Origin of the sequence: Flavobacterium sp. JAS, assembly GCF_020991455.1 — a bacterium.
Classification (GTDB): Bacteria; Bacteroidota; Bacteroidia; order Flavobacteriales; family Flavobacteriaceae; genus Flavobacterium.
In genome coordinates this window covers 78,430-92,555 of record NZ_JAJMOX010000004.1, presented here as the reverse complement: position 1 = coordinate 92,555, position 14,126 = coordinate 78,430, and the positions used below count along the sequence as shown (strand labels likewise).

Sequence of the window (14,126 nt, the reverse complement as noted above, 5' to 3'; positions counted from 1 at the left end):
ATTATATTTTTTTTCTTTTAAATCTTTTTCTAATAAAATAGGCAACTGTGCAAATTAGAATAATAAACGGCCAAACACTAATAAGAGAGAGTAGAAAATCTGATAAACTAAAGAATCCGGACTGAATTGAGTTCCAGATTTTAGATCCGTACGAAATTTTAACACCTTCTTTTTGAGCGATAGTTTTGTAGAATTCAATTGTAACAGTACTTTCAGAAACCCGGCTTTCTAAATATTTAAGCTGGCCTTGTTTCGCCTCAATTTCTTCTCTAATTGCTGAGATCTGCTTTTCGATTTCCAGAATCTCACTTATTTTAGTGGCTTTCTTTAATATTTCGATGTAACGTTCTTCGAGTTTGCGTTTTGTGCTTAATCTCGAAGTTAAGTCAATATATTCTTCTGTAACATTCTGAGATGAAATGTTCTTTTCGTCAAAATAAGAAACGCCTTTAGATATAGATTCTAGAAATGGATCAAAATTTTGACTAGGAATTCGTACCGTAAGTCTTCTGGTGACAGTTCCATAATCTTTTTCCTGAGAATCATTTTGAATACTTGCTTTATTGGCTGCAATTGCAGTTTTAATTTGATTGTAAGTGTTCTCTAAATCGTTAGTTTCGAATTTAAGAAAAGCTTCTTTGATTATTTTTTGAGAAATTATGGGGCTTTCATTTCCATTTGATTCGTTTGGTGCCGGAGCATTCATGGTTATCATTTTCTCGTCTGCCGCATAAGCAGGTTCGGCATGTTTTTCACAACTGGAGAAGATCAAAGCAGCAAAGAATAAAAGGGAAAATTGTCGCATAAGTATTTCAAATTAAAGCTAAAACTACAATTTTTTTATAATTTTTCGTATAATTTGATAAATAAAGTTGCTTTGGGAAGTCTACAACTCTGTTTTAGTTTCAGAATCGGGTATTTTATTCACTTGAGATAGGAATTTCTCAAATAACTGAATCGTTTTGGTATTGATTTCTTCGTACGATAATTTGTCTTTTGTCTGGTAAAAAAACATCAAAGAATAAGGATGTTGAATATTGTCAAGAAGCAAATGTTTGTTTAAACGATATGTTTCTCTCAAAACACGTTTGAAGTAATTGCGATCAACTGCTTTTTTGAAGTATTTTTTTGAAACCGAAACCCCAATTTTGATTTTTTCTGTTGAGTCAACTTCCGCTTGACGGTAAACCAAACGCAACGGATATTTAGAAACCGATTTTCCTTCAGAAAACAGTAAACTAATTGTCGTATTGCTCTTTAAGCGTTCATTTTTTGGGTAAGTAAAGTTCATTTAATTCAGAAAAAATTTGCAATTTCAGGGACAAAGGTACAATTAAACCATAAAACGGGTTATTGTTTTCAATTTTTATACCGCTAAAAATTTATTTATTACTTTTGCGCATTAATTTTTAAAGCATGCAAAAAATAATTTCGTATCCCATATCCGTAATTTACTATTTGTTCTTTAGTTCGGTTTTATTGGTATTTCATCCAATACAGTGGTTTTGCCTAAATGTTTTTGGTTATCAGGCGCACAAAAAGAGTGTTGATTATTTAAATTTCTTCCTTTTAAGATGTACAAATCTGATAGGAACGACTTATAAAATTGAAAATAGAGAGCGTATTCCAAGCGGAGTTCCGATAATTTTTGTTTCAAATCACCAAAGCATGTACGATATTATAACAATGATTTGGTATTTTAGACGATTTCATTGTAAATTTGTAAGCAAGAAGGAGTTAGGGAAAGGAATCCCAAGTGTATCTTATAATTTACGCCACGGAGGATCTGTACTAATTGACCGTAAAGACCCTAAACAAGCGATTCCGGTAATCAAAAGCTTGTCTGATTATATCGAAAAAAACAATAGATCTGCCGTTATTTTTCCTGAAGGAACAAGAAGTAAAACAGGAAAACCTAAAGAATTTGCTCAAAGTGGTTTAAAAATTCTATGCAAATATGCGCCTTCGGCGTATGTTGTGCCCGTGAGTATTAATAATTCATGGAAAATGGTAAAATATGGTCTTTTCCCGGTAACCTTAGGAAATCGCCTTACCTTTACCGTTCATGAGGCCATGGCAGTAAAAGATTATGATTTTGCCGAGTTAATGAGATTGACAGAAAAGGCTGTTGTAGAAGGAGTAAACGAGTATAAATAGATTTTTAATTCAGAAATTATCTGAAATAGAAATCCCAATCTTAAATAAGTAATGTCTATAAAAAACATTAGATTAGAAGTAATGCAGTTTTTGGAAAAAAACGTGGATAGCTTCGTAGAACAGTATTTAATTCCAGTGGAAAAAATTTGGCAGCCGTCAGACTTTTTGCCTAATTCTGAAGGAGATAATTTCTTTGAGGAGGTAAAAGAGTTGCGTGAAATTGCCAAAGAATTACCATACGATTTTTGGGTAACGCTTGTTGGTGATACAATCACTGAAGAAGCTTTGCCAACATACGAATCATGGTTAATGGACGTGGAAGGAATAAATCAGATAGAAAATGGTGGAAATGGCTGGTCTAAATGGATCAGGCAATGGACTGGAGAAGAAAACCGCCACGGTGATTTACTAAATAAATACTTGTATTTGTCTGGTCGTGTGAACATGCGTGAAATCGAAATGACAACACAACACCTGATCAACGACGGTTTTGATATTGGAACTGGATCTGACCCGTACAAAAACTTTGTATATACTAGTTTCCAGGAATTAGCAACTTATGTTTCGCACAATAGAGTAGCACAAATGGCTAAGAAATTTGGTGATAACAAGTTGTCTAAAATGTGTAAAATGATTGCTGGCGACGAAATGCGTCATCACCATGCATACAGCGAATTTGTAACCCGTATTTTTGCAGTGGATCCAAGCGAAATGATGTTGGCGTTTCAATATATGATGAAACAAAAAATCGTTATGCCGGCACATTTCTTAAGAGAATCTGGTCAAAAGATCAGTTCTGCTTTCGAACAATTTTCTGATTCTGCTCAACGTATCGGGGTTTACACCGCAAGCGATTATGTAGATATCATGCAGAAATTAATGGATAAGTGGGAAATTGATAAAATGTCTGGTTTAACAGACGAAGCTGAAAAAGCACGTGATTATTTAATGAAATTACCGGCTCGTATGGCAAGAATTTCTGAAAGATTAGTAATTCCGCAAGAATCACACATCTTTAAATGGGTTGAACCTGCTAAATTGTAGATTTTAATCTCGAAACTTCGGGATCGATTCTTGATTTTAGATTGATCTTGAAGAATTTATAATATATTGTTGATTGTTGAAGTTTAATAGCTTTGACAATCAACTTTTTTATTTAGAATGAGATTTAGAAATTAGAAGCAAAAAAAATCAGCGTTAATCCGCTTAAATCCGTGTCATCTGCGTGCCATTTCTCAATACTAAAAAATACCACATACAACTATGAATAATTCTGACTTAATAAACAAAACAATTGCTTTCGTAAAAGAAAAACTTAACAATGCCGAAGGCGGACACGATTGGTTTCATATCGAACGTGTTTATAAAAATGCACTTTTAATTGCAAAAGACACCAACTGCGATTTGGTTGTAGTACAATTAGGAGCTTTGCTTCATGATATTGCCGATAGTAAATTTCATAACGGAGACGAAACGATTGGACCAAAAACTGCACGTTTGTTTCTGGAATCTGAGAATGTTTCTGAAGAAATTATTCAGCATGTGGTAAACATCATCGAAAACATCTCGTATAAAGGCGGAAATTTCGAAAAGAAGTTTTCTTCTGTAGAATTAGATATCGTTCAGGATGCGGATCGTTTAGACGCAATAGGAGCGATTGGAGTAGCAAGAGCGTTCAACTATGGTGGATTTAAAAATCGTGCCTTACATGACCCTGAAATTGCCCCAATAACCACTATGACCAAAGAGGAATACAAAAAGAATAATGCGCCAACGATAAATCACTTTTACGAAAAGCTATTGCTTTTAAAAGATAAAATGAATACCGAAACGGGAAAACAAATCGCTTCTGAAAGGCATAAATTTATGGAAACCTTTCTAGCGCAGTTTTATGCCGAGTGGGAGGGAGTGAAGTAAAGAAAAAGAATCTATTATTCGATATAACGGGTTAAGCTAAATTGAATTGAAAATAGATTTTGGTTTTTATAAGGTTTATTTATGAATGATGTTTCATGCTGAAATACGTTATTATAACCGCACATATAAATCCAAGAGTAAACCATAACAATCTTGCGACTCTATTATCTTTTATGATCTCTATTTTATCTTCTTCTGACATTTTCGATGAATTTAAATTTCTCAAAAATAGTTTGTGCAATATTTAAAAACAGGAACTATAAGTTTTTTTAGTAACACAAAAAGACATTTTTATTCCGCAAAGACACGCTAAGAAAACACAAAGCTTCACAAAGGATTTTAAATCTCTGTGAAGCTTTGTGTTTTTACTTTGTGTATCTCTGTAAAATTGTCTTTTTTGAAACCTTAGCAACTTAGAGTCTTAGCAACTCAGAACCTTTCCTCTAAGAACATCCACAGTTTCCGTCGCCGCAATCTTTTTTCTTTTTTGATTTCCAGAAGAACTTTTTGATCAAAAAACCAACGGCGATAAGTAAAATGGCAAAGGCTATAATTTCTTGTATCATGGCAATTTATTTTAAAAGTTGATAGGCAAGTAATGCCACGAAATAAGCTAATCCGCTCATAAGAACGAGTTGCATGGCTGGCCATTTCCAGGAATTGGTTTCTTTTTTGGTAATGGCAAGTGTACTGGCACATTGCATTGCAAAAGCATAAAAAAGCAGTAATGAAATTCCAGAAGCAAAATTAAAGATCTTACGACCTGTTTCCGGATTTATTTCTTCCTGCATTTTACTTTTTATTGTGGCTTCATTATCACTATTTCCAACACTATAGATAGTTGCAAGAGTTCCTACGAAAACCTCACGTGCAGCAAATGAACTGATAATTGCTATTCCAATTTTCCAATCGTAACCTAGTGGAGCAATTGCAGGTTCAATTACGCGGCCCATGATTCCAATATATGAATTCTCTAGTTTTTGAGAAGCAACTTCGTTTTCAAATTCTATTTCAGATAGTGGTTTGTCAACAAATCGTTCTTTTACGATAGTTTCTGCTTCGTTAAAGTTTTCTCCAGGTCCAAAAGAAGCTAAAAACCATAAAATAACAGCTATAGCTAAAATTATTTTTCCTGCTCCAACAACGAAAGCTTTCGTTTTTTCGACCACGTTAATTCCAACATTCTTTAAAAGTGGCATTTTATAACCCGGCATTTCAACAACGAAATATGTTTTAGAGCTTATTTTTAATATCTTATTTAAAATATAAGCCGATAAAATAGCAGTTCCAAAACCTAATAAATACAATAGCATCAACGCCAAACCTTGCATGTTTAATATTCCAAAAAGGCGTTCATCCGGTATTACCAAAGAAATAATAATGGTGTAAACCGGTAATCTGGCAGAACAGGTTGTAAACGGTGTAACAAGAATAGTAATTAAACGTTCTTTCCAGTTTTCAATATTTCTAGTTGCCATAATTGCCGGAATTGCACAGGCAGTTCCTGAAATTAATGGTACAACGCTTTTTCCGGAAAGACCAAATTTGCGCATAATTTTATCCATCAAAAAGACAACACGACTCATATAACCGCTTTCTTCCAGAATAGAAATAAACAAGAACAGAAAGGCAATTTGCGGAATAAAAATAATAACACCGCCAATTCCCGGAATGATTCCTTGCGAAAGTAAATCGGTCAGAATCCCACTTGGTAATTCTTGCGCAGTCCAACTACTTAAAGAAGCAAAAGTACTGTCAATGAAATCCATAGGAATAGTTGACCAGCTAAAAATCGATTGGAAAATCAAAAATAAAATGGCAAGGAAAATAACATAACCCCAAACTTTGTGTGTTAAAACACGATCCAGTTTAGCTCTAATATCTTTTGCCATTGATTCGTCAACTTGCAAACCTTGTTTTAAAACATCATTTATAAATTGATAACGTTTTATGGTTTCCTTTTGCTGTAAGCGTTTTAATTCTGAATGTGACTTCGTAAATGTGCTTCTGATTTCATTACGTTCTAAATTCAAAAAGTTTACATCTTGCGTAATAACCAACCATAATTTATACAATAGTTGATTGGGAAAAGCATGCTGTAGTTTTTTAAAATATTCAGTATCAATAACCGAAGCATTTAGACAAGGTTCATGTGGAATTGTTTTGTATGAAACGATTAATTCTTTTAATTCATCGATTCCTAAACCTTTACGAGAACTTACTAAAGCAATTTTGGTTTTTAGTTTTTCTTCCAAAAAAGGAATATCAAGTGTAATCCCTTTACTTTCCATTCGATCAGACATATTAATGACTAAAATCGTTGGAATTTCAAGGTCTTTTATCTGAGTGTAAATTAGTAGATTTCGTTTCAGATTTTCAACGTCTGTTACAACTACTGCAACATCAGGATATAACTTATCGTTTTTATTCAGCAAAAGTTCAATTACAACACTTTCGTCTATCGAACTGGCATTCAAACTATAAGTTCCAGGTAGATCCAGAATATTAGCTTTAATGTTGTGCGGTAATTTACAGAACCCCATTTTTTTCTCAACAGTGATTCCGGGATAATTCCCAACTTGTTGATTTAAACCAGTAAGTTGATTAAAAACAGAAGTTTTTCCGGTATTTGGATTCCCAATAAGGGCAACATTTATATTTTGAATGCTCATTACAAATTGGTTTTGATAAGTTCAACTTCAATTTCACGAGCAGTTTCAACTCTAATGGCTACGTGCGAACCATTTATATCTATATATAAAGGATCTCCAAAAGGAGCGATTTGAAGTAATTCGACTAAATTGCCCGGCAAACACCCCATCTCTAGTAGTTTTAAAGGAATCAAATCGATATCAAAATCTTTGATAATGGCTTTTTCGCCTTTTTTGAGGGTATGGATTGTATTTTGCAAGCTTATTTAGATTGAATTTAGATTGCAAAAATAGACAATTATTCTTTATTTCAAGGCATTTAACACTTTTGTAAATGCTAAATCTTTCTAAAAATAAGGGATTTTACTCCTGACATAAGAAATTGATGTCTTCAAGCAGACGTTTAATTTCTTCTTTGTTTGTTCCGTCATAAAAACCACGAACGCGTCTTTTTTGGTCTACCAATACAAAATTCTCTGTATGAACCATATCATACAATTGATCTGGGCGACCTAATTTTACAGCTAGATAAGATTTTCTGGCCATAGTATATATTTCTTTTTTATCGCCTGTAACCAAGTTCCATTTACTATCAACAACATGATGTTTTATGGCATATTCTTTAAGAACCGGAATACTGTCAACTTCAGGAAATACAGTATGCGAAAGCAGCATTACTTTAGGATTATTTAAAATTGCTTTTTGAACATCTTCAAGATTGGTTGTCATTTTTGGACAAATTGATCCGCAAGTCGTGAAGAAAAAGTCGGCAACATAAATTTTGCCTTCATAGTTTTTCTGAGTAATCGTATCGCCGTTTTGGTTTACAAATTTAAAATCGGCAATTGTATGGTATTTGCTTTTGTATTGTATTGTACTGTCAACTAATTCAGGATTTACATCGGCAGGATTGTAAATTGGTAACGTTTTTTGTGGCTTTAAAGCCGAATAAAATAAAGATATAGTAACAGCTGAAAATACAATTAGAACAATAAAGAATTTTCGGTATTTGTATAGAAAGGATTTCATAAATGCAATTTGTGCTGCAAAAATACAAAAAGAGGTTTTTAAAAGCTGTAATTATAACGCTTTTTAACAGAGTTTCGTTATGATTTTAAATAGCCACGAATTTCACGAATTTTCACTAATTATCGGATAACGTGATATTTGCAAATTGACATAGCAATTCGCGAAAATTCGTGGCAAACTTTTTCATACTATTTTTTAATTTTCCGAATAGATTTATTCACCAGATACAATCCCATTAAAGTTACTGCAACTCCAACAACTATGGCTTGTGTCATGGTTTCTCCGAAGATGAAAAAAGCCAGAATAATTGCTACAATCGGATTCATGTAAGCATAAATACTGCTAATTTCTGTTGGAAGATGTTGCAGCGTATAGATGAAAGCAATAAAGGTTAAGATTGAACCAATAATTACCAGATAGCCAATTGCCCACCAGGAACTCACTGGAATTTGAATTAATGGAATATTCATTCCTGCTGTTTCGGTAATTCCGAATAGAATAAAACTCGAAAGCAGCATTTGTAAACCTAAACTAAAATACGGATTGAAACTTGCTGCTTTTTTCTTGGTATGTAAAATTCCAAAAGCCCATGTAATTGTAGAAACCACAGACAGAAAAATACCAAATTGAAAATCAGGTCGAAGGAAATCTCCCAAGTGATCCATAAAAATAATACAGATTCCGCCAAAACAGATCAAAAGTCCGGTAACGGCCAATTTTGCAATACGTTCGCCTTTAAAGAAACAAATGATCACAATCCAGATCGGGAAAATAGCACCAATAATAGCGCCCAATCCTGAGCTGATATATTTTACGCCCCAAGTACTCAAACCATTACTGCAACAGAAATTTAAAATTGCCAAAACCAGAATCGTACGCCATTGTTTACCTTTTGGCCAAGGTTCTTTCTTGATGATAAAATAACCAACGTACAAAATTCCGCCCAGAAACTGACGAATAGTAGCCAACTGCAAAGCGGGCATATGTTTTACACCTTCTTTTGAGGCCAACCAGGTTGTTCCCCAAAAAAAGCTCACCCAAAACAAAGCCAGAATCGGTAGTCCGATCGCTTCAACTTTTCCTGAAAAGGCACTCTGTATTCTTGCTCTCACGTTCTTGTTTTTCTTTTAACAAATATTCTAAAAACAATTCCAATTAGAAAGCAAAAGTGTAAGATATATTCATGAAAATTTTTGCTGATATAAATGAGGTATTTTCATTGTAAAAATGTCAGCATATTATTGCAAAATTTTAACATATAATTTCAAATATTAACAATATGTTTGTGTGTATACAAAAAACACAGTCAAAAATGAACAAACAGCTTGCTAAACCCTTATTTTGTGCTTTTTCTGCAATTCTCTCATTTACCGCAGTAAAGGCTCAGGATACAGCTACAAAAGAACCAGGGATTAATGTTTCGTATATGAATACGAAAATTAGCCCAAGCCAGGATTTTTTCCAATACGTAAACGGAACCTGGTTAGATAAAACAGCAATTCCAAGCGACAGAACAACTTGGGGAAGTTTTAACGAATTAATTAAAAAAACAGACAAAGATGCAATGGCAATTTTGAAGGATGCTTCAAAAAATCCAAAGTATAAATCGAATACCGATCAAGGTAAAGCGGTGAATTTGTTTAATACTGTTTTAGATACAGTTGGAAGAAACAAAAGAGGTATTGAACCTTTAAAACCATATTTGAAGAAAATTGATGCTATAAAAAATGTAGCAGATCTTGAAAAGTATTTGGTTGAAATGGAACCTGAAGGAGGAAACGACTTCTTTGGAATTTACATTGGTGCCGATGATAAAAATAGTTCTAAGAACTCTGTAAGTTTAGGCGTGAGCAGATTAGGATTGTCTGATAAAGATTATTACAACTCAGACGATAAAGATTCTAAAGAAAAACGCGCAAAATACGAGCTTCACGTTGCAAGAATGATGCAGTTTATTGGAGAATCTCCGGCAAAAGCAAAACAAAGTGCTGCCGAAATTCTAGCTTTAGAAACTGCTTTGTCAGCTCCAAGATTAGATCGTGTTGAGAGCAGAGACAGCCGTTTACAATATAATCCAATGACAATTGCGGATCTTCAAAAATTGACTCCGGCAATTAATTGGAATGCTTATTTTACTGGTCTTGGCCTGGCAAAATTAGATAGCGTTATTGTAACAGAACCACGTTATATGAAAGCCATACAAACTGTTTTTACTGAAAACAAGGTTGCACAATGGAAAGAATATTTGAAATGGACTTTGTTAAACAGATCAACAACGCAATTAACAACGGATATTGAAGCAGCAAATTTTGATTTTTACAGCAAAACTTTAAGAGGAGCAATCAAACAATTGCCTCGTGAAGAAAATGCTTTGTCTATTGTAAATCGTGGTATTGGTGAAGCTTTGGGTAAATTATATGTTGAGAAAGTATTTCCTGCTGAAGCAAAAACTAAAGCACTTGATATGATTCATAATGTGATTTTGGCGTACCAAAACCGTATTAATAATTTAACCTGGATGTCTGATGCTACAAAAGTAAAAGCAATCGAGAAATTAAATAAAATCACTATTAAAGTAGGATATCCTGATAAATGGAAAGATTATTCGGCTCTTGAAATTAAAGGTGTTGCTGAAGGCGGAAGTTATTTTGAAAACGTACGCAATTTATCAAAATGGAATTTCAAGGAAGATATTGAGAAATTGAAAAAACCGGTGGATAAAACAGAATGGGGAATGTCTCCACAAACTGTAAATGCTTATTACAATCCATCTTACAACGAGATTGTTTTCCCTGCAGCTATTTTACAACCGCCATTTTACAATTACCAAGCGGATGAAGCTGTAAACTATGGTGGAATTGGTGCTGTAATCGGGCATGAGATTTCACATGGTTTTGATGATTCCGGTGCACGTTATAATGCAGAAGGAAATCTTGTAGACTGGTGGACTGCTGATGATTTGAAACAATTTACAGCATTAGGAACTGCTCTTGCAGATCAATACAGTGCTTTAGAGCCATTACCTGGAATTCACGTTGATGGTAAATTTACTTTAGGAGAAAATATTGGTGACTTAGGTGGAATCAATGCTGCTTTTGATGGTTTGCAATTGTATTTAAAAGCACACGGAAGGCCTGCTTTAATTGACGGATTCACTCCTGAGCAACGTTTCTTTATTTCCTGGGCTACGGTTTGGAGAACTAAAACAAGAGATGAAGCTATTAAGAGCCAAGTAAAAACAGATCCGCACTCTCCTGGAATGTACAGAGCTTATGTTCCAATTCAGAATGTTGATGCATTTTATGAAGCTTTCGGAATTAAAAGTGGAGATAAAATGTTTGTAAGTCCAGACAAACGAGTTAAAATCTGGTAATTTAAAATCATAAAAAACGGCGCTAATTTTAGCGCCGTTTTTTGTTATTATCGATTTATCGCTATGAAAATGTCAACTTCTGCATTTTCAGGATTCTGTGCTCCTTCTCCATAAATTTCAAAGTCTGAAGTAAAACTTCTGTTCAAGTCTGAATTCCAAATCTTCATCCATTCCTTATAAACAACACCTTCAGCGAGGTTCCCTTTTGCGGTGAATTTCTCGTAATGAATGCCTTCAATTGTTTTACCCGTCATTTCTTTCGGAATTGAATCTAAACTTTCTACCGCACATCCCAAAAGGGTTGTATAAGGTTTTGTATGATCTTTTTCGTAATCCGTATAAACGAAAATAACATCGTTGCTTACTTTATTCGGAATCTTTTCAGCAATTCCTCCACCTATAAACTTCTTTAAAAGTGCAGGAATATCTTGTCCTGATTGTCCATTTTCGTTAGTAGTTCTAACTGAAATCCCGATGACGTTGAATTTTTGAATATCCATTTTACTTAATTTTTTTGATTTGTATCCAAATTTATAATTAAGTGGTGACAACAGTATGTCAGCAGTAAATCAAAAAAAATAATTTAAAGAGCTATTTTAAATTGCTGTAAATATAAGCTTCGATTGCTTTTAATTCTTCGTCAGACATTGCTTGCGTTACCGGAATATTGGTTTTCATCACCGCAAACTGACTCGGATCTACAATTGGATCTGCGTTTCCTTTAAGGAACGTTACAATATCTCCATTTTTATCTTTATAAATTTTACCAATTTCCTGAATACTCGGCCCAATTACTTTTTGGTCTACCTGATGACACGAAACACAATTTCCTTTTCCTTCAAAAATGTCTTTTCCAAATGCTTCCGGTGTTTTGGCTTTCGCCGATTCTCCTTCTGAATAGGATTCTGTATTGCTTTCGGTTGTTTTTCCAAAAGGTTCCTCATTTTCTTTTTTACAAGATGCTAAAGCTAAAATGGCGGATAAGAATAATATCTTTTTCATTGATTATTTATTTAAGATTACAGCAGCTTCTTTTGCAAAATAAGTGGAGATAATACTCGCTCCTGCACGCTTAATGCAATATAGTTGCTCTATCATAATTTTGTCGTGATCTAACCATCCTCTTTCGGCTGCGGCCTTTACCATAGCGTACTCACCAGATACTTGGTATACGGCAACCGGTACATGAACGGCATTTTTTACTTCACGAACAATGTCTAAATAGGCCATTCCTGGTTTTACCATTACAATGTCAGCGCCTTCTTCAACATCCAATAATGCTTCACGAATTCCTTCGATTCGGTTAGCATAATCCATTTGATACGTCTTTTTGTCTTTCGGAATATTTTGAGAATCTACCGGAGCAGAATCTAATGCATCACGAAATGGTCCATAAAATGCCGAAGCATATTTAGCACTATAACTCATGATTCCTACATTGTGATGTCCGTTTTCTTCTAATGCTTTTCTAATCGCCAAAACGCGCCCATCCATCATATCACTTGGAGCTACAAAATCGGCTCCAGCCTCAGCATGGCTTAAACTCATTCGGGTTAAAGCATCAACCGTTGCGTCATTGATTAATTGACCGTTTTCGATGATTCCGTCATGACCATAAATCGAATACGGATCAAGAGCCACATCTGGCATTACAATCATTCCTGGAACGGCATCTTTTATAGCGCGAATAGTTTGTTGCATTAAACCATCTTTATTCCAGGCTTCAACACCTTTATTGTCTTTTAAGCTATCGCTTACTTTTACGTAAATATTTACCGCCTTAATCCCTAAATCCCAGACTTCTTTTACTTCTTTAATAGTATTGTCTAACGAATGACGGTAAATTCCCGGCATTGACGGAATCGCAACTTTTACGTCTTTTCCTTCCGCAACAAACATTGGAAGCATAAAATCCTGTGGGCTTAAACTGGTTTCACGAACTAACGAACGAATTGATTCATTGGTTCTTAAGCGACGGTTTCTTTGTAATGGGAACATTGTTTTTTTGTTTAAAGTTTCATGTTTCAGGTTTTACACTGAAATTATAAATTGTTTATTGTAAGTTTTTCATCTTTTTGAGAAGACTAAATCCCGTCTATATATTATTTTATGTAATGGAAGCTTGGTAAATTTCTTTAATAGTTTTGCCTAGCTTGGTGTTAAACTCATCATCAGACTGATTGGCAAAAAGACCTTCAGACAATGCTCTTGAAAAACTGGCGATTAGTCCGTGGTTTTGGGCAAGTTTATCATTGGCTTCCTTTTGGGCATATCCACCAGACAATGCCACAACACGCACAACATGTGGATCAGATATAAGATCAGTGTAAAAATCATTCACCGTTGGAATAGACAATTTCAGCATCACCTTTACATCTTTGCCTAATAAACTAAGTTGTTTCTTGATTTCTTCTTTTAGAATTTCTTCCGATTTTTGTTTATCAGAACTATAAATATCTACCTCAGGTTCAATAATTGGTACAAGTCCTTTTGCAAAGATTTGTAAGCCTACTTCAAATTGTTGCTCCACTACTTGTCGAATTCCTTCGGCATTTGCCTCTTTAATGACAGAGCGCATTTTAGTTCCAAAAACATTTCGTTCTACAGCTCTTGTCAGTAATTCGTCCAAATTTGAAATAGGTTTCATCAACTGCACACCATTTACAAGATCAGCAAGTCCTTTGTCAACCTTTAAAAAAGGGACAATATTTTTTTTCTCCCATAAATAATCAGCAGTCCATTGTCCGTCAATTTTGCGATCCATAGTATTTTCAAATAAAATAGCTCCAAGGATATATTCACTGTCAAACGAAGGACTTTTAATAATTCTGGTTCTCATTTCATGTACAAGTGTGTACATTTCTTCATCATTTGTATAGGTGCTTTCCTCAACTCCATATTGCGATAAGGCTTTTGGCGTACTGCCACCACTTTGATCTAATGCAGCGATAAATCCTTTTCCGGAATGCATGCGATTTAATTGTGCCGTGTTCATCTCT

Annotated in this window: 15 protein-coding genes; 4 read left to right on the top strand and 11 right to left on the bottom strand. The window is 34.3% G+C overall.

What is annotated here, in order from left to right; translation table 11 throughout:
* Nucleotide 1: 1 nt before the first annotated feature.
* Together LPB88_RS06420 and rnpA are read right to left on the bottom strand one after the other, a co-directional pair.
* Entirely contained in the window at nt 2-805 is an 804-nt protein-coding gene (locus LPB88_RS06420) for a DUF4349 domain-containing protein (protein WP_230713733.1), read from the bottom strand.
* An 81-nt stretch (nt 806-886) separates the two neighbouring features.
* Nucleotides 887-1,291, bottom strand: a complete 405-nt coding sequence (rnpA, locus tag LPB88_RS06415) for a ribonuclease P protein component (protein ID WP_230713732.1) — start codon at nt 1,289-1,291, stop codon at nt 887-889.
* A 125-nt stretch (nt 1,292-1,416) separates the two neighbouring features.
* Between rnpA and LPB88_RS06410 the strand changes: the two genes are divergently transcribed.
* From LPB88_RS06410 to LPB88_RS06400, 3 genes are all read left to right on the top strand, one after another.
* A complete protein-coding gene (locus LPB88_RS06410; protein WP_230713730.1) occupies nt 1,417-2,157 on the top strand; it encodes a 1-acyl-sn-glycerol-3-phosphate acyltransferase in 741 nt (246 codons plus the stop codon).
* Nucleotides 2,158-2,208: 51 nt separating this feature from the next.
* The gene (locus LPB88_RS06405) at nt 2,209-3,201 is read left to right on the top strand and encodes an acyl-ACP desaturase (protein WP_089354080.1); all 993 of its coding nucleotides are present in this window, start codon (nt 2,209-2,211) and stop codon (nt 3,199-3,201) included.
* Nucleotides 3,202-3,420: 219 nt separating this feature from the next.
* Nucleotides 3,421-4,074, top strand: coding sequence for an HD domain-containing protein (locus LPB88_RS06400; protein WP_230713727.1), 654 nt, complete (start codon nt 3,421-3,423; stop codon nt 4,072-4,074).
* 443 nt (nt 4,075-4,517) lie between these two features.
* Here the strand turns inward: LPB88_RS06400 and LPB88_RS06395 are convergent, their stop codons facing one another.
* The 5 genes from LPB88_RS06395 to LPB88_RS06375 form a co-directional block, all read right to left on the bottom strand.
* A complete protein-coding gene (locus LPB88_RS06395) occupies nt 4,518-4,640 on the bottom strand; it encodes a FeoB-associated Cys-rich membrane protein (RefSeq protein WP_082421244.1) in 123 nt (40 codons plus the stop codon).
* A gap of 6 nt (nt 4,641-4,646) precedes the next feature.
* Entirely contained in the window at nt 4,647-6,746 is a 2,100-nt protein-coding gene (feoB, locus tag LPB88_RS06390) for a ferrous iron transport protein B (RefSeq protein ID WP_230713725.1), read from the bottom strand.
* Nucleotides 6,746-6,985 (bottom strand): FeoA family protein, encoded by a 240-nt coding sequence (locus tag LPB88_RS06385; RefSeq protein WP_230713724.1) that lies wholly within the window; start codon nt 6,983-6,985, stop codon nt 6,746-6,748. Before LPB88_RS06385 ends, feoB begins: the two co-directional genes overlap by 1 nt.
* Before the next feature lie 103 nt (nt 6,986-7,088).
* A complete protein-coding gene (locus LPB88_RS06380; protein ID WP_230713717.1) occupies nt 7,089-7,754 on the bottom strand; it encodes an SCO family protein in 666 nt (221 codons plus the stop codon).
* 188 nt (nt 7,755-7,942) lie between these two features.
* Complete coding sequence (locus LPB88_RS06375; protein WP_230713715.1) at nt 7,943-8,866, bottom strand: EamA family transporter; 924 nt, start codon at nt 8,864-8,866, stop codon at nt 7,943-7,945.
* Nucleotides 8,867-9,066: 200 nt separating this feature from the next.
* Here LPB88_RS06375 and LPB88_RS06370 point away from each other — a divergent pair, with 200 nt between their 5' ends.
* Nucleotides 9,067-11,127: a M13 family metallopeptidase gene (locus LPB88_RS06370; RefSeq protein WP_230713713.1), complete on the top strand. Its 2,061-nt coding sequence runs from the start codon at nt 9,067-9,069 to the stop codon at nt 11,125-11,127.
* Between the two features lie 47 nt (nt 11,128-11,174).
* Here the strand turns inward: LPB88_RS06370 and LPB88_RS06365 are convergent, their stop codons facing one another.
* From LPB88_RS06365 to LPB88_RS06350, 4 genes are all read right to left on the bottom strand, one after another.
* The gene (locus LPB88_RS06365; RefSeq protein WP_230713711.1) at nt 11,175-11,627 is read right to left on the bottom strand and encodes a GyrI-like domain-containing protein; all 453 of its coding nucleotides are present in this window, start codon (nt 11,625-11,627) and stop codon (nt 11,175-11,177) included.
* A gap of 91 nt (nt 11,628-11,718) precedes the next feature.
* A complete protein-coding gene (locus LPB88_RS06360; protein ID WP_230713709.1) occupies nt 11,719-12,129 on the bottom strand; it encodes a c-type cytochrome in 411 nt (136 codons plus the stop codon).
* A 3-nt stretch (nt 12,130-12,132) separates the two neighbouring features.
* Nucleotides 12,133-13,125 carry a porphobilinogen synthase gene (gene hemB / locus LPB88_RS06355; protein WP_230713706.1) on the bottom strand — a complete coding sequence of 331 codons (993 nt, stop codon included), beginning with the start codon at nt 13,123-13,125 and terminating at the stop codon, nt 12,133-12,135.
* 109 nt (nt 13,126-13,234) lie between these two features.
* Nucleotides 13,235-14,122 carry a fructose bisphosphate aldolase gene (locus LPB88_RS06350; RefSeq protein ID WP_230714299.1) on the bottom strand — a complete coding sequence of 296 codons (888 nt, stop codon included), beginning with the start codon at nt 14,120-14,122 and terminating at the stop codon, nt 13,235-13,237.
* Between the last annotated feature and the right edge of the window lie 4 nt (nt 14,123-14,126).